The organism is Heliorestis convoluta (assembly GCF_009649955.1).
GTDB classification, from domain to species: Bacteria; Bacillota; Desulfitobacteriia; order Heliobacteriales; family Heliobacteriaceae; genus Heliorestis; species Heliorestis convoluta.
In genome coordinates, this window is record NZ_CP045875.1 from 1134084 (window position 1) to 1151677 (window position 17594).

General features: G+C 31.6%; 14 protein-coding genes and 1 pseudogene. All 15 read left to right on the top strand.

Translation table 11 applies throughout. From position 1 onward, the window contains the following. Positions 1-293: 293 nt before the first annotated feature. Positions 294-974 (top strand): PIG-L deacetylase family protein, encoded by a 681-nt coding sequence (locus FTV88_RS05210; protein WP_153724706.1) that lies wholly within the window; start codon positions 294-296, stop codon positions 972-974. A 21-nt stretch (positions 975-995) separates the two neighbouring features. Continuing rightward, positions 996-1820, top strand: coding sequence for a formyltransferase family protein (locus FTV88_RS05215; RefSeq protein ID WP_153724707.1), 825 nt, complete (start codon positions 996-998; stop codon positions 1818-1820). After that, positions 1820-2479, top strand: a complete 660-nt coding sequence (locus FTV88_RS05220) for a sugar transferase (protein ID WP_153724708.1) — start codon at positions 1820-1822, stop codon at positions 2477-2479. Before FTV88_RS05215 ends, FTV88_RS05220 begins: the two co-directional genes overlap by 1 nt. Next, entirely contained in the window at positions 2476-3354 is an 879-nt protein-coding gene (locus tag FTV88_RS05225; RefSeq protein WP_153724709.1) for an NAD-dependent epimerase/dehydratase family protein, read from the top strand. The genes FTV88_RS05220 and FTV88_RS05225 overlap by 4 nt, the downstream gene beginning before the upstream one ends. A 4-nt stretch (positions 3355-3358) precedes the next feature. Next, the gene (locus FTV88_RS05230; protein ID WP_153726522.1) at positions 3359-4636 is read left to right on the top strand and encodes a glycosyltransferase family 4 protein; all 1278 of its coding nucleotides are present in this window, start codon (positions 3359-3361) and stop codon (positions 4634-4636) included. Then, positions 4633-6486, top strand: a complete 1854-nt coding sequence (locus FTV88_RS05235) for a heparinase II/III domain-containing protein (RefSeq protein WP_153724710.1) — start codon at positions 4633-4635, stop codon at positions 6484-6486. Before FTV88_RS05230 ends, FTV88_RS05235 begins: the two co-directional genes overlap by 4 nt. A gap of 43 nt (positions 6487-6529) precedes the next feature. Continuing rightward, positions 6530-7750: a nucleotide sugar dehydrogenase gene (locus FTV88_RS05240; protein WP_153724711.1), complete on the top strand. Its 1221-nt coding sequence runs from the start codon at positions 6530-6532 to the stop codon at positions 7748-7750. 79 nt (positions 7751-7829) lie between these two features. After that, positions 7830-9086 (top strand): polysaccharide pyruvyl transferase family protein, encoded by a 1257-nt coding sequence (locus tag FTV88_RS05245; protein ID WP_153724712.1) that lies wholly within the window; start codon positions 7830-7832, stop codon positions 9084-9086. Positions 9087-9328: 242 nt separating this feature from the next. Next, entirely contained in the window at positions 9329-10390 is a 1062-nt protein-coding gene (locus FTV88_RS05250) for a glycosyltransferase (protein ID WP_162007907.1), read from the top strand. A gap of 47 nt (positions 10391-10437) precedes the next feature. Next, positions 10438-11655, top strand: a complete 1218-nt coding sequence (locus FTV88_RS15815; RefSeq protein ID WP_243137349.1) for an O-antigen ligase family protein — start codon at positions 10438-10440, stop codon at positions 11653-11655. Positions 11656-11684: 29 nt separating this feature from the next. Then, positions 11685-12254 (top strand): glycosyltransferase family 4 protein, encoded by a 570-nt coding sequence (locus FTV88_RS05260; protein WP_153724714.1) that lies wholly within the window; start codon positions 11685-11687, stop codon positions 12252-12254. After that, positions 12200-12792 (top strand): annotated as a pseudogene (locus FTV88_RS15820) (glycosyltransferase). The gene FTV88_RS05260 and the pseudogene FTV88_RS15820 overlap by 55 nt, the downstream one beginning before the upstream one ends. Positions 12793-13338: 546 nt before the next feature. After that, entirely contained in the window at positions 13339-14574 is a 1236-nt protein-coding gene (locus FTV88_RS05275; RefSeq protein ID WP_153724717.1) for an asparagine synthase-related protein, read from the top strand. Continuing rightward, positions 14571-15605 carry an oligosaccharide flippase family protein gene (locus FTV88_RS05280; RefSeq protein WP_162007908.1) on the top strand — a complete coding sequence of 345 codons (1035 nt, stop codon included), beginning with the start codon at positions 14571-14573 and terminating at the stop codon, positions 15603-15605. Before FTV88_RS05275 ends, FTV88_RS05280 begins: the two co-directional genes overlap by 4 nt. A 637-nt stretch (positions 15606-16242) precedes the next feature. Then, positions 16243-17352 carry a glycosyltransferase family 4 protein gene (locus tag FTV88_RS05285; RefSeq protein ID WP_153724719.1) on the top strand — a complete coding sequence of 370 codons (1110 nt, stop codon included), beginning with the start codon at positions 16243-16245 and terminating at the stop codon, positions 17350-17352. Positions 17353-17594: the final 242 nt, after the last annotated feature.

The following is a 17594-nucleotide window of genomic DNA, read 5'->3' on the forward strand; positions in this document are numbered from 1 at the left end:
ACAATCGAGGTTTTAACCTGATTGAGATCACTGTAGTATTAGAATTAGCTATTATCTTCATCATGATATCCTTGGGTTTAGTTATGATTTTCTAGGAGGAAAAAATGAGGGAAAGATTGAATGGTGGTGGGGACGTGAGTATTCATCTTAGATAAGGGTCTGCATTTTTAGTGGTTTAGTAGTTGGTTGGGATTGAGATAGATGTTCCAATTAAGTATTGAGCTACTAAAGCAAGAAAAATTGAAACGCGAAAAAAGCATAATGCTAAATAAAAGATAATCGAGGTTAATGCCATGTCATATTTAATAGTCGTTGCACATCCTGATGACGAAGTTCTAGGTGCAGGCGCTACAATGTATAAGCTTGCTCAGGAAGGCCACTCAGTGAATGTATGTATCTTATCTGGCGAAGTTCAAGCCAGAAATAACCGTCCCAGTACTGACGAGCTTTACGAAGATGTAAACAGCTCTATGAATATCTTGGGAGTTAATAAAATCATAAAAGGCGACTTCCCTAACATTGAGTTTAACACGGTACCTCACTTAAAGCTTGTTCAATTTATTGAAAAAGCGATTATAGAAACCAAAGCAGAAGTTATTCTTACTCACCACCCTGCAGATTTGAACAATGACCATTTACATACATCAATTGCGTGCCAAGCTGCCGTGAGGTTGTTCCAGAGAAGAACAGATATAAAACCGTTGAAAGAACTGCTCTTCATGGAAGTACCTTCTGCTACGGAATGGGGACTTGATAAAGCCATGAACCAGTTCACGCCAAATACTTATATCGAAGTCGGAGAGATTGGCGTAGATAAAAAAATAGAGGCTCTAGCACAATATCGTGGTGTTATGAGAGATTATCCTCACCCTAGAAGTAATGAAGCCCTTAGAGGACTGGCTGCTTTTCGTGGTGGACAATCTGGAATGGTCTATGCCGAAGCCTTCGAAAGTGTATTTAGACGTGGTTTCTAGAAAAAGAGGGGATGAATGCTGATGAAGAAAAAAGTAGCCTTTGCAACTTGTGTACAATTAGGATTAAGTTGCATTGAAGAAATTTATCGTATCGGTGGCAACCTAGACTTGCTTATAACGCTAAAAGATGAAAAAGCGAAAGATAAGTCAGGGAGAATATATCTAGATGACATCGCTACACAACATCAAGTCCCACTCTTGAAAATAGATAATATCAACGACCAAGAAGTTCTTAATACTTTAAAAGAACATCAAATAGATTGGCTCTTTATCATAGGTTGGTCTCAAATTGCTAGAAAAGAAGTGCTTGAAGCACCTACCTATGGATGTATCGGTATGCATCCTACTTTATTACCGATAGGAAGAGGAAGAGCAGCTATCCCTTGGGCCATCATTAAAGGATTAGAAAAGACCGGTGTCACCATGTTCAAGCTAGACGAAGGTGTTGATACTGGAGAAATCATAGGTCAAGGCGTAATTATTCTTGATAAGAACACAACAGCAACGAAGCTGTATCAAAAAGTAAATGCTATGCATATCACACTGATATCAAAATATTGGAATGATATTATCAATAACAACATCACATTGATGAAACAAAACGAAGATGATGCCACCGAATGGCCAGGAAGAAAGCCAGAAGATGGCGAGATACTAAGCAGCATGACTATGGATGAAGCTGATAAATTAGTTAGAGCTGTCACGCATCCATATCCGGGTGCTTTTTTTAAAGTTAATGATAAAACGATGAGAATATGGTCAGCAACCACATATAAAGACGAAGGTGAAATAAAACTTCGCGATGGCTATCTAGTTCCGATTGATTATGAAATAGAGGGAGAGTAATGGAGGTTAAAGGGTTTCAAAAAAACATTAAACGTTTGATAGACATTGTTGTTTCTTTAATTGTATTGATTCTATTACTACCGATATGGATTGTTGTAGCAATTCTAATCAAAGTTACTTCGCCAGGTCCAGTATTTTTCTTGCAAGATCGGCCGGGGTTAAATAAAAAAATCTTTAAGGTTTATAAATTTCGAACAATGCGACCTGGATCAGAGAAGATGATAAAGGGTCAAGAGGTCATGATGGACGATGACCGAATCACACCAGTTGGTAAGCTTCTCAGAAGAACAAAATTAGATGAAATTCCGCAAGTCTTAAATGTACTGAAAGGCGAAATGAGCCTGGTAGGTCCAAGGCCTGAGCGGATTGCATCTCTTGATGATTATACTGATGAAGTATCCAAACGACTTAATATGCTCCCAGGAATGACTGGATTAGCACAAGTTAGCGGAAACATTTATCTTTCGTTAGATGATAGATATAAGTTTGATGTTTATTATGTAGACAATTTTAGCTTGTGGCTAGATATAAAGATTATTTTTAGAACCGTTGGCGTTATGTTGTTTGGTGAAGACCGATATGTAAATAAATGCTTAGTTGATATGAACTTGGGGTCTTTAGAGGCAGCTACTACGAAAGAGGAGACCATTTCAAAATGAAAAAGATACTCATTACTGGAGAAAACAGTTACATAGGTACATCATTTAAGAAGTGGGTTTCACAGTATCCTGATATGTACTCTGCTGATTCGATCAGTTTGAGGGATGATAGTTGGAAAGATAAATCTTTTGTAGGTTATGATGTTGTGTTTCACACATCTGCCATCGTTCATGTCAAAGAAAATGACGTCAAAAAATACTTTAAGGTTAACAGAGACTTGACTATAGATGTTGCTAATAAAGCAAAAAAAGAAGGAATTAAGCAATTTATTTTCTTAAGTACGATGGGGGTCTATGGTACAGAGACAGGTTATATTACGAAAGATACTCTCCCTAATCCTAAAACCTCATATGCTAAATCTAAATATGAAGCAGAAAAAATGTTAAGAAAGATAGATTCTAATGATTTTAATGTAGCAATCTTACGTCCCCCTATTGTTTATGGAAATAGTTGTCCAGGAAACTATGGTAGGCTAGCAAACTTGGCTTTAAGACTACCGGTTTTTCCACATGTGAATAATGAACGAAGTATGATTTACATTGACAATTTAACTGAGTTCCTCCGCATTCTAATTGACCATAGGGTAAATGGTTTATTTTTCCCGCAGAATAAAGACTTTGTAAATACGACTGAGTTAGTGAGGCTTATTGCAAAAGCAAATGGTAAGGACTTAAAAGTAACAAATATGTTAAACTGGGCTGTTTCTATGGGCCTTAAACAGTCAGAGACATTTAGGAAAGTCTTTGGCTCTTTTGTTTATGATAAAGAAATGACTGGTGGTCCAGGAACTTTAATGAAGGGTAACAGGATACATTATGAGAAAGTAGCATTTGAAGATTCAATAATGGCAACAGAAAAGAATGTCGGTGATTAAAATTATGGTAAACCGTAATGATTGTAAAAATATTTGGGTTTTTCATCACTATGCAACCCCACCAACAATGAATGGATTCACAAGACCATACAATTTTGCAATAAATATGAGTACGGAAAATTATAAAACCACAATCTTTGCAGCATCATACCTTCATTTTTCAGACATTAATTTAATAGATGATGGTAGGTTGTTTACCGTAGAAGAACATTCAGGTGTTTCTTTTGTATTTGTGAAGACGCCGTCTTCTGCTAAAAATACTTTGGCAAGAGTAAAAAATATGGCATCTTATTACAGAAATTTATATAGTGTGACTAAAAAATATTTTAATCAATATGGTAAGCCTGACTTAATTATTGCTTCATCTCCACATCCATTAGCTATGGCTGCTGGCATTAAGATTTCAAAGAGGTTTAAAGTCCCTTGTATATGCGAGGTGCGAGATTTATGGCCTGAGGCAATATTTGCTTATGGCAAAACAAAGGAAAATAGTCTTTTGGGGAAGTTGCTAATAAGTGGCGAGCATTGGATATACAAGAATGCAGATGCAATAATTTTTTTAAAAGAAGGCGATTCGGATTACCTTAAAGATAGAAATTGGACTACTAAACAAGGTGGAGATATTGAGCTCGATAAGTGTCATTATATAAACAATGGTGTAAATATTGAAGCGTTTAATAAACAGATAGATGAGAATTCTTTACAAGATCCAGACTTAATGAGTGGTAAATTTAATGTAGTATATACGGGAGCGGTACGTCCAATTAATAATGTAGGAAATATTTTAGATACTGCGAAGTTATTGAAAGAACAAAGAAACATCCAATTTCTAATATACGGTGACGGTAATCAATTAGCAATGTTAAAGAAACGTGTTTCGGATGAAGGATTGACTAATGTAAAAATGAAGGGATATGTAGATAAAAAATTTATTCCTTACGTACTAAGTAAATCCTCAGTAAACATATTAAATTATTCGCAAACAAAATATAACTGGTCTAGAGGTAACAGTTCAAACAAACTGTTTGAATACATGGCATCAGGAAAGCCAATTATCTCAACTGTCAAAATGGGTTATTGTCCTTTAAAAAAATATGAGTGTGGTTTGTCCTTAGAAAGGGATACACCTGACGAATTGGCGAAAGCCATTATGCGCATATATGATATGCCTAAAGAATCTTACAGTAAAATGAGTCAAAACGCTAAAAATGGTGCAAAACATTATGATTATAAAGTTTTAACGAAAAAATTAATTTCAGTAGTGGAGAAGTTAAGACAATGATAAAAGAAGTCAAATCCCTATTAACTGAATATGGAGTAAAATGGGCAATTAATCGATCTTTCTACTCAGCAAAATTAAAAATGTTGTCTGCATTTCCTGCAACAGAAAAAATCTTCGAAAAAAATGTTAAAGTAAAGAGAATTGACTTATTTGAATTCGATGTTCCAGCGATAAAGAATTTTTTAGATAAGCTAACAGAAGATAAACAAAAAGAAATCGTATTAGTTGCTGACAAAGCAGTTAATGGGATTATTACTGGATTTTCCTCGATTAAACTTGATTTTGGAAATCCTATTAACTGGCATTACAACCCGCTTACAGGAGTTGAAAGCAAGAAAAATGTTAAATGGTATCATTTACCTGATTTTGATAAAGACTTAGGTGATATAAAAGTCATCTGGGAAGCATCACGATTAACACATTTCTTCTACCTTGTTAGAGCATATTTGTTAACTGATGACCAAAAATACTATATCGCGTTCTCAAAACAATTAGAGGATTGGCTTGAAAACAATCCTTATCCATACGGAGTAAACTTTAAATGTGGACAAGAATGTACACTTCGAATGGTAAATACACTTATAGCTTATTCTATATTCAAAGATTGCGGACTTACCTCAAAGAATGATAAAGAGAACGTAATACAACTTGTGGAAAGATGCTACAAGAAGGTTTTATCTAACTTTTTTTATGCACATAAATGCATTAAAAATAACCATACATTTTCTGAGATTTGTGGCCTAATTGTAGGGGCTTGGTGTTGTGATGATACATTTGCTGTTAAGAAAGCATATGAATTACTTGATAAAGAAATAATAAATCAATTCGAACCAGATGGTGGCTTTACACAATACTCATTTAATTATCATAGATTTACACTTCAGATTATTGAATGTGTTTATAAAATAAGCGAAAAAACCAAAATTTACATAAAAGAAACTGAAAGAATAAAAAATAGTGTTTTGTTAATGTATCAAGCTCAAAACGATGATGGAGATGTCCCTAATTATGGTTCAAATGATGGAGCGCTTATTTTTCCAGTAACATCATGTGGGTACCGTGATTTTCGCCCAGTCTTGAATACGATGTATGCGTTTGTAGAAGGTAAAAGATTGTACGAAGATAATGATTATGATGAAGAGTTATTGTGGTTTGGTAATAAAAAAGAACTACCTCTAGAAAAAATTAAACGTAAAACCTCAATATTTGCTGATTCTGGTTTTTATATTTTTCGTCATAATGGTGGTTTTTTGATGACTTGTTTACAAAATTACAAGTCAAGACCCGCACATATGGACCAACTACATATAGATTTGTGGCACAAAGGAATAAATGTTTTGTGTGACAGTGGAACTTATTCTTATGCTAGTGAGCTGGGGAAAGACCTTTCTTCAACGAAAGGTCACAATACAGCAAAAATAAAAGGTATTGATCAAATGAATAAAAAGGGCGCTTTTTTGGTAACAGACTGGACAAAGATTAAACATGTCAATTTTCAAAATAATTGCTTTGTAGGTACTATGAATTCAATAAACGGATATCAACATAAGCGAATTATTGAAAAAAATAAATTAGGATATACAGTTGTTGATGAAGTTATAGGTAATGGAGAATATTGTGAATTTTATTTCCACACGCCATGTGAAGTAAAAAGAATATCAACAGGATTTGAACTATATCATGAAGGTCAAATCATATGCATTATAGAAACAGAAGGAGCTATAAATATCAAAAAATCTTACAGAAGTTTGTACTACTTAAAAAAAGAAAAAGTAAAGTGTGTATCTGTGAAAATTCCTTTAACTAACGATAAATTCAATGTGAAGACTAATATTAATCTCATAAGCTGATGAAAAGTAAAGGACGGATCATACGAAAGGAAGTCATTTACATATGATCAATATTATTGGACTCGGCTATATAGGCTTACCTACAGCACTTATGTTTGCCAAAAATGGAATAAAAGTGGTTGGTACTGATTACAACGCTAATCTAGTAAAATCATTAACTGAGGGTAGACTTACTTTTGAAGAAGATGGTTTGGAAAATTTGTTCCAAGAGGCACTGTCAAATGGAATAGAATTTACAACAGAATACCAGAAGACTCATACGTATATTCTAGCGGTTCCAACACCATACATTAAGGAAAGTAAAAAACTTGATCCTAGGTATGTAATATCAGCAGTTAATAGTGTTCTTGAGGTTTGTGAAAGAGGAGCAAGCATAATTATCGAATCTACTATTTCTCCAGGAACAACTGATAAATACATTCGACCTGAAATAGAAAAAAGAGGGTACGTTTTAGGAGAAGATGTACATTTAGTGCATGCTCCTGAGAGAATTATTCCAGGAAACATGATTTATGAGCTTGAAAACAATGCAAGAACTATAGGAGCAGATAACCTTGAAATGGCAAAGAAAGTTAAAGGTTTGTATGCAAACTTCTGTAAAGCAGAAATCGTGGTAACTGATATAAGAACAGCAGAAATGTCAAAAGTCATTGAAAATACGTACCGAGATATCAATATTGCATTTGCGAATGAGTTAGCTAAAATTTGCAGGACTGATAATATGGATGTTTATGAAATTATTAGAATTGCCAATATGCATCCACGAGTTAATATATTACAACCAGGCCCAGGTGTTGGTGGCCATTGTATCTCTGTAGACCCATGGTTTTTAGTTGGAGATTATCCAGATTTAACAAATCTTATTTTGACGGCGAGAAAAATTAACGACTCTATGCCTAGACATGTATTAGGACGGATCAGAGATATAATGAGAGATCATGGCATTAGAGATATTTCAAAAGTTGGACTATATGGATTGACCTATAAAGAAAATGTTGATGATACTAGAGAAAGTCCAACACTTCAATTATTAGAGAGAATGGACGAACATTTAGCTATTGGGGTTAAAGTATTTGATCCTTTAATTAAGGAAAGAATCGTTGAGCATCAATTCATGTATTTTGAAGATTTTTTAAATGAAATTGAAATTCTTGTAGTTATGGTGGGACATGATCATATTAAGAATAACACGGATCTTATTAAAGATAAGTTGATTCTAGATACTAAAAATATTTGCAATTTAAATAGCTGCTATAAATTATAAATTTAGTTTATAGTTTATAGTTTATAAGATAAAAACTGTTTCCTTTTTTTAATAAATAAATGGCTTGGAGGTTAAGTAATTGAGTATTGTTTCACTAATATATACTTATGATTTAAAAAATAGTGGTGATATGGCGATCAACCTAGGAGCTTTTGATTTACTCCAAGATTTGAATTTTAAAATAAAGGCTTTTTCAAAATCCAATGAAAATGATAAAGAATTCCAAAAAAGCAAAGCTTACATAAATGAATATTACCCAAAAATTAAATTTTATGGTGGTCCTTTTAAGCTTAATAGAGATGATAATAAAATGGTAACTGTACTGAATCACTTTAATGGGTATCTAAAAACAATAGGAATTAATGAAGATAATTATTTTATTAATGAGCTAACATCTTCAAACCTGATTATATTTAATGGAGGTAACCTATTCAGAGCGGAATCTTTTGCTGATTATGCACGACTGTTAGCATTAATGTATCCACTAAAAAAAGCTAGAGAAAAAAAAATTCCTTTTATTATTTTTCCTCAGTCGGCTTCTAATATTAACAGATTAGGTCATAAATTGTTAAACAAAAATTTAGAACAAGCAAAAAGAGTTTTTACCAGAGAAGACAAAAGTTATCATTATTTAAAAGAAACATTTTCAAACTTGAAAATGGAAAAGTCTATTGATTTAGCATTTTTTATAAAAGATAACAATAGAGCTAAAGAAAAATATAAAGATAGATATTCTAAATTTTTCAATCTAAGGTCTAAAAAAATAGCTATAACATTACGCACTCAAGTCGTAGGAGATCTAGGGGAATTAGGTGAAACTAAGAAAAATAAAATAATGAAAGTTATTAAGAAAACAATAGAGCATTATCTAGAAATGGAAAACACTCAACTGACATTAATTATACAAACGAGAAAAGATAAAGTAATAACTGAACAGATTTATAATAAGTATAAACATACGTCTAAAGTTACTTTAATAGAAGAATATGATTGTCTTGTTTTAAGAGAAATATATAGAAATTGTGATTTGCTTATTGGGATGAGATTACACTCAATTATTATGGCATTGTCAACCTATACCCCGGCTGTGGGTTTTTTTGACGAAGATTGGGGGCTCAAAAATCCTGGCTTAATGCAAAAATTTAAATTACCGTATAAATTTGTTGAAGATGAAGTAACGGATTTGGTTAATGAATGCGATTTTGTTATTAATAATAAAAATGAAATAAAGATAAGAATTAAAGATACAGTAGAAAAAGAAACTGAAAGAATAAAATTTAGCCTGAATGAACTAATCACTACTGAAAACCTAACAGCTGTGTATAAAGCTTTCTAAGTTGGCTCATAATTGTTTTTGCGAGTTCTCTTCAAAAAGGAAGTTACTCTCTTAAACAATTTTTTTCGCTGTTAAGTTTTAGACTTTGCAAACTGACATTTGATTTGAATCGAATGTTTATCTTTAGCAGGTTCAATGATTTTTAAGTGACAACAAAGGTCCACTGAGAGTTAATGTTTTTTATGCAATCAAACTTTTATTAAGTAAATTAAAAGATGCGATTAATAGGATGGTGTTTTTCTTTGAAAAAAGTACTTATCTTAAGTGCATTTATACCTCATTATAGAGAAAAGCTAATTAAACAATTTGCACAAAAATGTAGTTTGACTGTAACGAGTCTAGAGCTAGAGAAATTAAATCATATCGCTCCCAAAAGTGAAATTGAAAAATATTGCAATTTAATAAAAACCAAATCACTTAATTTTTTTGAAAAAATATTAAAAATTTACATAGTGCCGAAAGAAATTAATTTATCAGTTAAACAAGAATGGGACACTGTTTTTGCTTTTTACAGCTTAAGATATCCTCATAGACTTTTTATTTTTATGTGGTACAAGTCTTTTAAGAAAAAAACAAATTGGGTTTGGGTTGGCCATATATACGGAAGAAACAACATGTTCCTTGTTAAATTATTAAGAAGGTTTTTTCTTAATAATAGTAATGGAGTGTTAACTTATACAAATGAGTATGTTGAAAAGCTTAAATCTGATGGGATAAATGTGCCTATATTTTCATTTAATAATACATATTTAAGTGCAGATGATATAGAAGTATTGCCAATAGAAAAGATAAATAATAAATTAAATATTATATTTGTTGGACGATATCAAAAAAGAAAGAAAATTGAACGACTGATATATTTAGCAAAAAGACGAGAAGATGTATGTATAAGATTAATAGGTCCAGGGATGGATGTATTGGAAGAAAAAATCTTAGAATATGGTTTGTCTGAAAGAATATCAACTTTTGGCTCTAAAATAGGTGACGAACTAAAACCTCATTTTCAGTGGGCGCATATTGTTGCTAATCCAGGACATGTCGGTTTATTGGTTGTTACTGCAGGTCAATTTGGTAGGCCTATAGTTATTGATAATCAATGTGAGCATGCCCCCGAATATATTATTGCAAAAGAAACAGGTCAATTTTTCATTAATTGGGAAAACAATGAAGAAGTAGATAAAATAATTGACCTATATAAAAGTTCACCTAGTATAATTACTAATATGGGCAAAGATTTATCTGAATTGATAAAAAAACAATATACGGTGGAGAATAGTGTCAAGTCCTTTAGAAGATTTATATAAATCTATACATATATATTTAGTGTATAAAAATTAAGAGGGTCTTGCCAATGAATTACCTATACAAAATACAAAAAATAAATAAAAATGAATATGAAAATACAATATTATCTATTGCACTTGTAGCACCATTTGTAATACTTCCAATTCAGTTTTTTTTATTGACTTTTTTTGAATTATTTCATACTGACATCGCGTCAAAAATTCAAACCTTTTCCAAATTAACAGTAGGATTAATATATTTATATGCATTACCAATAATTATAAAAAAAAGCAAAATAAAAATCATAGGAATTTATACAATTGCTTTTTTAATTTTTTTGGTTAACTTTATTCTTTTTCCGGAAAACCATATACATTTAAAAGATTTAATTTTTCCAGTGTTTTTTATGTGCTTACCAGCTTTTATTTTTAGTATATGTATTTATAACGTAAATATACTAAAACGAGTGATGTTAAAAGCAAGTCTAATAGTTTTGCTATTAGGTATAATTTTAAGCACTCTAATTTTTATTGGAGGAGCTTCGGTGGGTCGATATAGTTTGCCTTTATCATATTATATGTTATTACCAACAATAATGTATTTAGATGAATTTTTTGAGAAAATCTCAGTAAAAGCTCTGTTATATGCCTTAGTTTCGCTTATGATAATACTTTCACTTGGTTCGAGAGGAGCTCTTATATGTTCCGCATTATTTGTCATATTAAAGCTTGCCAGATTTGACTATAAATTAAGTTATAGAAAAATGGTTTTTTACTTTAGCTCGATAGGAACGATTGTAGCTTTACTTTTATATTCAAAACAAATTTTAGAATATTTATACATATTCTTTCTTAATATTGGAATAGAAAGTCGAACAATAAGAGTGCTCTTGAGTGATGATATACCTTTGAGTGGTAGAGATAATCTTTATGAAAATGTTATTAGAGAAATTTTAATTAATCCTATCTTAGGAATTGGAATAGGTGGAGATAGAGCAGTAAATGGAATATATGTACATAATTTTTTCTTAGAAGTATTAGCAAATTTTGGCGTGATTATTGGTACTATTCTTATAATTGTATTTTTACTAATAATATTTAAAAACTTAACTATAAAAAACAAAGAAATATACAATATAGTTATCATATGGTTAGGCATAGGTTTTTTTCCTTTTATGATGAGCAGCTCATATATAGAAAATATTAAATTCTGGATAATGTTAGGGTTGCTCACTGGATTGTTGAAATTTAATAAAAATTACAAGGTATCGTTTTCAAGAAAATAAAAATAACAGCCCTCGCAGAAAGGAAAAAAATGAAAAAAATTGCAATAATTTTACCTTATTTAAAAGCTGGTGGAACAGAGAGACAAGCTTACTATATTGCTAAGCATCTTCAGTCAAAAGTAGATGTTACGGTTATAACTTTTGAAGATACTGGTTCATTTAAGAATATGTATAAAAACATTAAGATCCATTGCCTTAATGTCGTATTATGCAAAAAAAACACGTTTGAAATTATGTTAAGACTTATTAAATTATTAAGTAGAGAAAAATTTGATTTAGTAATTAGTAGAGCATGGAGGTCTAATTTTTTAGTTGCAATATCAAGTTTAATTTTAAAAATACCTTACGTATTATTCTTAAGTAGTGCAACTAATCAAAATATGAATAAAATAAAGAACAAAGCTCAAGGTTATTTAATATCTAAAGCTAATCTAATTTTTTCTGTATCACAGAAAGCAAAGACTAACTGTATAAATACTTACGGTATTGATGGCGACAATATTAAAGTGGTCCAAAACGGGGTTGATATAGATTATATAAAAAAATGTCGAAAGAAGATAATAAGACTTTTACTGAAGTTACAAAGGGTAAGTTTGTAATTGTATTCTTAGGAAGACTTGTTCATAGAAAAGGTTTAGACATACTATTAAGAGCTATTTCTAAAATTAAATCAAATCGGAATGATATAAAAGATATTAAAGTAGTTGTTATTGGAGATGGTGAAAAAGAAAGTGAGTATTTAAAAATGTCTATTGATTTAAATATTTCTGATTGGGTAATTTTTTAGGAGAACAGAAGAATCCTTTTAACTATCTAATAAAAGGAGATTTGTTTGTTTTTCCATCTAGAAGCGAAGGTTTTCCTAATGCACTACTAGAAGCTATGGCCTTAGGTATTCCTTCTATTGCAGCAAACTGTGAAACTGGTCCTGCAGAAGTAATTAACGATTCAATTAATGGTATTCTTATAGAGCCTAATCAATCGGAACCTTTAGAATTAGCAATAATAAAACTTTATGAGAATCCAATATTAAGAGCTAGTATTAGTGAAAACGCAATTGACACAATTTATAATAAGCATAATTTAAAAACTAAATTGCTTGAAATAGAAAACGCAATTTCCTCAATTAAGCTATAAATTTGGTGGTGTCCAACAAATCGGGTACGGGTCAGTGACTCTTTGCTATTTAGAACTTGACCGGTAGCTGCTTTTCTTTTTATAGACTGAATGACACTATTATGGCTGTTGTTTACCTATGTATATTACGGTTCCAGAGAGCCACTTCTCCGGAAAAAATGAGCCACCTTTCCGACGGTTTTTCACGGGTTTTGAGCTACAACACACAAAGCTACTAATACCGCTAAATGCCGTACCCGTTCGAGACTGGGGGCTTTCAATGGGCCTTAAGGGCTGGCGGAATCCCTTGTCATTTACAGACGGCTAGCTCGGATGGACAATCCAAGTGGCGATGTTTGTGCGACGTACTATAAATAATGCACTTTGCCGTTAGTGGCTCAGCTTTTGGAAGGGGGGCTCCAAACAATCCATAATAGTTGCGCAGTTTGGTTCGGGGCTCCAACCTACACTAAATGGCGAGCCATAATTTTTCAGTTAAGTGATATTGCTCCCGAATGCTTATTAATTACAACTGAATATTAAATTATAGAGGAAGTGTAAATAGGTATGAATTTAAAAAATGTTAAATCTTTTCTTCAGTATGGTTATTTTATGAATTATGAAAAAGATGATTTACCCCTTGAATTTTCGAAAATCGATAAACTAATTTATACAAGCTTGGAAGAAAATGAATTAGTTAATTTAGGCATAGAAAAATTTATTGAAGCAATATCGAAAGATTTCGAATACAACTACCAGCATGTTGTACCTTTAAGTGGGGGTTTAGACAGCAGGGCTATTTTAGCCGCGTTATTAGAATTTACTGATGCTAGCAATATATTCACTTACACATTTGGCACTCCAGGTACACTAGATTATGAAATTGGAGGACTGATAGCAAAAAAAGCTGGAACTAAGCATACTAATTTACCGTTGACTACCCATAAATATTGCCAGGATGAATTAATTGATATCTCAAACAGGATAAATAATCAAACAATGCTATTTCACCATCCGCCTGTTTGGTTAGTAGACGAATTATTTAGTAATCATGTGGTCTGGTCAGGCTATATAGGAGATTTAATTGTAGGTGGACATTTACCTACACATCCTGTGACAAACCTAAAAGATGCTAAACTCAAATATCTTAATAAATATAAATATGTTAAATCATTGTCGTTATCTAATATTGAAAATGATTTTCTTATAGATTATATAAATTTTAATACTATCGATAAGAAATTAGTAACTTATGAGGAACAAATATTATTTAACGAAAGGGTTAGGAAATTAACTGCACCGCATGTTTTAATTAAAGGTTATAATTACAAAACACCATTTATTAATAACGGGTTTATGGATTTTATGCTTAGTCTAGATAATAGATTTAGACTAGGAAAATATTTATTTATTGAAATGATGTTAAAGGCATTTCCTAAACTTTTTAGTCAAAAAACGAAAAATAATTATGGGTTACCTTTAAAATCTGGAAATATTAAAATTGAGGTAAAAAAGATTGAAAACAAAATTAAAAGTTTTCTCGGAAGAAGTCTAAATGGTTTTGTTAACCCTTATATAAATTATTTGGATTTTAGGAATGGTATTCGTGAAAGAGAAGATTTACTTTCAATATTTAGCTCAAATATTATGGATTTAAAATCTCGAGGCATTATTGATTGGATAGATATTGAAGATATCTTAAATAGACACTTAAAAAAACAGGGTAATTTTGCGGATGCTCTTATTGTGTTAACCTCTTTAGAAATACATTTGAAGGCGCAAACAGGTTGGAAAACAAAATGATTAACCGTTTAACAAGGGTTTTTAAAGATGAATTAATTAGCAAGTTATTAAAAAATGCAGGAACATTATTAAGTGGCAACATTATTGCTTCTGTTATGGGGCTACTTACGCTCATAATAACTGCTAGAACCTTGGGACCAGAGGCTTTTGGAATTCTTGTACTTATTCAAACCTACATATTAGTAGTAGATGGATTAATGAATTTTCAATCTTGGCAAGCCATGATTAAGTTTGGTACTGACTTTAATGAGAATCAAGAAGTTGACCTTTTCAAAGCAATGATAAAATATGTTTTACTTATTGATGTATTAACAGCAATAATAGCAACAATACTTGCTATTACTATGATTAAAGTTATAGGGCCTTTTATAAATATTGATGAAAATGTTTATCATTATGTAATGCTTTTTAGCTTTGTTATACTATTCCACGTTTCTGGAGTACCAATTGCAATATTACGTATGTTTAATAAGTTTAAGTTGTTAGCTTTTCAAGCCGTTTTAACATCATTGATAAAACTGATTGGGGTCATAATTCTTTTTATAACGGAATCTGAATTACTTGGATTTGTGATTGTGTGGGTTATTACCGATATAGCAGGACACATTTTACTGCAGTATCTTGGTTTTAGAGAACTAAAAAAACGAAACTTATCTAATATATTAGATATAAGGATAAATTTACTAAAGGGATACATTAAAAATATTTGGACATTTATAATCACTACAAATTTAAATAGTTCAATTAGAATGTCCACGAGACAGTTAGATATATTAATAGTGGGAAGTATATTAGGAAATCATGCTGTAGGTTTATATAAAGTAGCCAAACAATTTTCATCGGTTTTATCTAGACTAGCAGATCCGTTATATAAAGCTATTTATCCACAGTTAACCAAATTGTATACTCAGAAGAAATTATTAGATTTCAAAAATCTGATAATTCAATCTAGTGCCTTAGTTTTCATTCCAGTCATGATTTTATGGGTTGTATTTTTTTGTTTGGTGATTTTATTATTAAACATACAGTAGGAATGGAATTCATTGAAGGAAAAACTGTTCTTTTATGGTATATGATGGCGATTGCAATATCAGTTATATCATTTCCGTTACAGCCAGCTATGCTCGCACAAGGACATCCTAAATTTTCTCTTTACATACATTTATTAAGCACGATAGTATATTTTGTTTCATTAATCCCTCTAATGAATTACTTTGATATTGCAGGTGCAGGAATAAGTTATTTTGTATATTATGCGATCTGGTCACTGCTTATGTTTCTAGTAATTTTTAAGAAGTTAAATAGTTATCAAAAATATGTTAACGAGAGTATGGTTACATACAAAAGCAATTAACTTATTATGAAGACTCCGGAGCAAATTAGGCCACTATTTACGGTTTGTTTGAGCTACCTTTCTAGAAGCTTAGGCACTAACGATAATATATACAATATTTAAGCCATATCGCACAAACACCCCACCTGTATTGTCCGTCCGAACCCCGACTGTAAATAGCAGGGACTTCAGACGCAACTTCGAGGCTCATTGACAGACAATAGTTTCGAATGGGTACGGCATTTAGGCGCTGTTAGTGGCTTTGTGTGTGTTTTTGTGTCTCATATTTTCAGAGAAGTGCTCACCACCACTGGAAAAGTATTAGAAAGAGGTAAATGATGAAAATAGCGTACATTTCCACTGCTATAGTTCCGTCTAGGACAGCAAATAGTATTAATGTTATGAAGATGTGCCAGGCTTTTGCGAAAAATGGACATCAAGTAAAACTATTCCTACCGAAATACAGAAACGCAGATGCGTTACATAACGTTTATAATTATTATGATGTAGAAAGATGTTTTGAAATAGAATGGATTCCTATAAATAAAAGCCATAAACTCTCAGGTCATTGGTATGGGTTAAAAGCGATGTTGGCTGTAAAGAAATGGAAGGCTGAGTTAATTTATGGGCGATCTTTATTAACAATATTATTATTTTCAAATAACTCTTCGAAAGCTATATATGAATTACACAAGCCGTTTTCCAACAAATTTTTATCTTACTTGTTATATTATTTTACAAAAAACAAACTAAATAAAGTAGTTGTTATCTCGCAAGCATTAAAGAATTATACTATAGAAGAATATAAAATTGACGAAGAAAAAATAGTTGTAGCTCATGACGGAGCAGACATACCACATTATACAAAAAAAGCAGATTTGAAAGTTCAAGGAAGTAGATTAAAAGTTGGGTATGTAGGCCATTTATATCCAGGAAAAAGCATGGAGATTATATCGGAGCTTGTGAAATGCTGTAAGTGGGTTGATTTTCATATAATTGGAGGTTTAGAATCAGATATTGATTATTGGAAAGAAAAATTAAAGAATGAGCAAAATATAATTTTTCATGGTTACCTACCACATAAACAAACAGAAGCGTACCGCTTAGCTTGCGACGTCTTAATTGCTCCATATCAACGCCATGTTTCAGTTTATGGAAATAATAGCATAGATATAGGTAAGTGGATGTCACCTTTGAAACTCTTTGAATATATGGCAAGTAAGAAGGCTATATTAACTTCAGATCTTCCTGTTTTAAAGGAAGTATTGGAAAATGACAGAAATGCGTTACTGTGTTCACCTGATGATATAAATGAATGGATACGAAGTCTAGAAAGGTTAAATTCTGATATAAATCTAAGAAATAGATTAGGTGAAAATGCTAATAAAGATTTTATTAAGAATTATACATGGAATGCTAGAGCTAAGAAAATATTAGAGCACTAAGCGTGACTATACTGATTTATTATTAATGTTAGATAAAAATTGTTTATTGTTACGACTATAAAAATAGCAAGAATTAAGGGGTTCTTCGCTATTATATGTGGGGTTCAAATAGATGTAGAAATGAAATGGTTATCATTTGAGACTTGTAATATTAAGGCTTGAGAATATCAGGACACCAGTGACAAAGTATTAGTGCTGGGGAAACATGACTAACAAAATCTTCCTGAAAAGACACAACGACT

Excerpts from the sequence above, each read along its gene's own strand:
- FTV88_RS05210 (WP_153724706.1), top strand. The coding sequence starts at position 294 with ATGTCATATTTAATAGTCGTTGCACATCCTGATGACGAAGTTCTAGGT.
- FTV88_RS05215 (WP_153724707.1), top strand. The coding sequence starts at position 996 with ATGAAGAAAAAAGTAGCCTTTGCAACTTGTGTACAATTAGGATTAAGT.
- FTV88_RS05220 (WP_153724708.1), top strand. The coding sequence starts at position 1,820 with ATGGAGGTTAAAGGGTTTCAAAAAAACATTAAACGTTTGATAGACATT.
- FTV88_RS05225 (WP_153724709.1), top strand. The coding sequence starts at position 2,476 with ATGAAAAAGATACTCATTACTGGAGAAAACAGTTACATAGGTACATCA.
- FTV88_RS05230 (WP_153726522.1), top strand. The coding sequence starts at position 3,359 with ATGGTAAACCGTAATGATTGTAAAAATATTTGGGTTTTTCATCACTAT.
- FTV88_RS05235 (WP_153724710.1), top strand. The coding sequence starts at position 4,633 with ATGATAAAAGAAGTCAAATCCCTATTAACTGAATATGGAGTAAAATGG.
- FTV88_RS05240 (WP_153724711.1), top strand. The coding sequence starts at position 6,530 with ATGATCAATATTATTGGACTCGGCTATATAGGCTTACCTACAGCACTT.
- FTV88_RS15815 (WP_243137349.1), top strand. The coding sequence starts at position 10,438 with ATGAATTACCTATACAAAATACAAAAAATAAATAAAAATGAATATGAA.
- FTV88_RS05260 (WP_153724714.1), top strand. The coding sequence starts at position 11,685 with ATGAAAAAAATTGCAATAATTTTACCTTATTTAAAAGCTGGTGGAACA.
- FTV88_RS05275 (WP_153724717.1), top strand. The coding sequence starts at position 13,339 with ATGAATTTAAAAAATGTTAAATCTTTTCTTCAGTATGGTTATTTTATG.
- FTV88_RS05280 (WP_162007908.1), top strand. The coding sequence starts at position 14,571 with ATGATTAACCGTTTAACAAGGGTTTTTAAAGATGAATTAATTAGCAAG.
- FTV88_RS05285 (WP_153724719.1), top strand. The coding sequence starts at position 16,243 with ATGATGAAAATAGCGTACATTTCCACTGCTATAGTTCCGTCTAGGACA.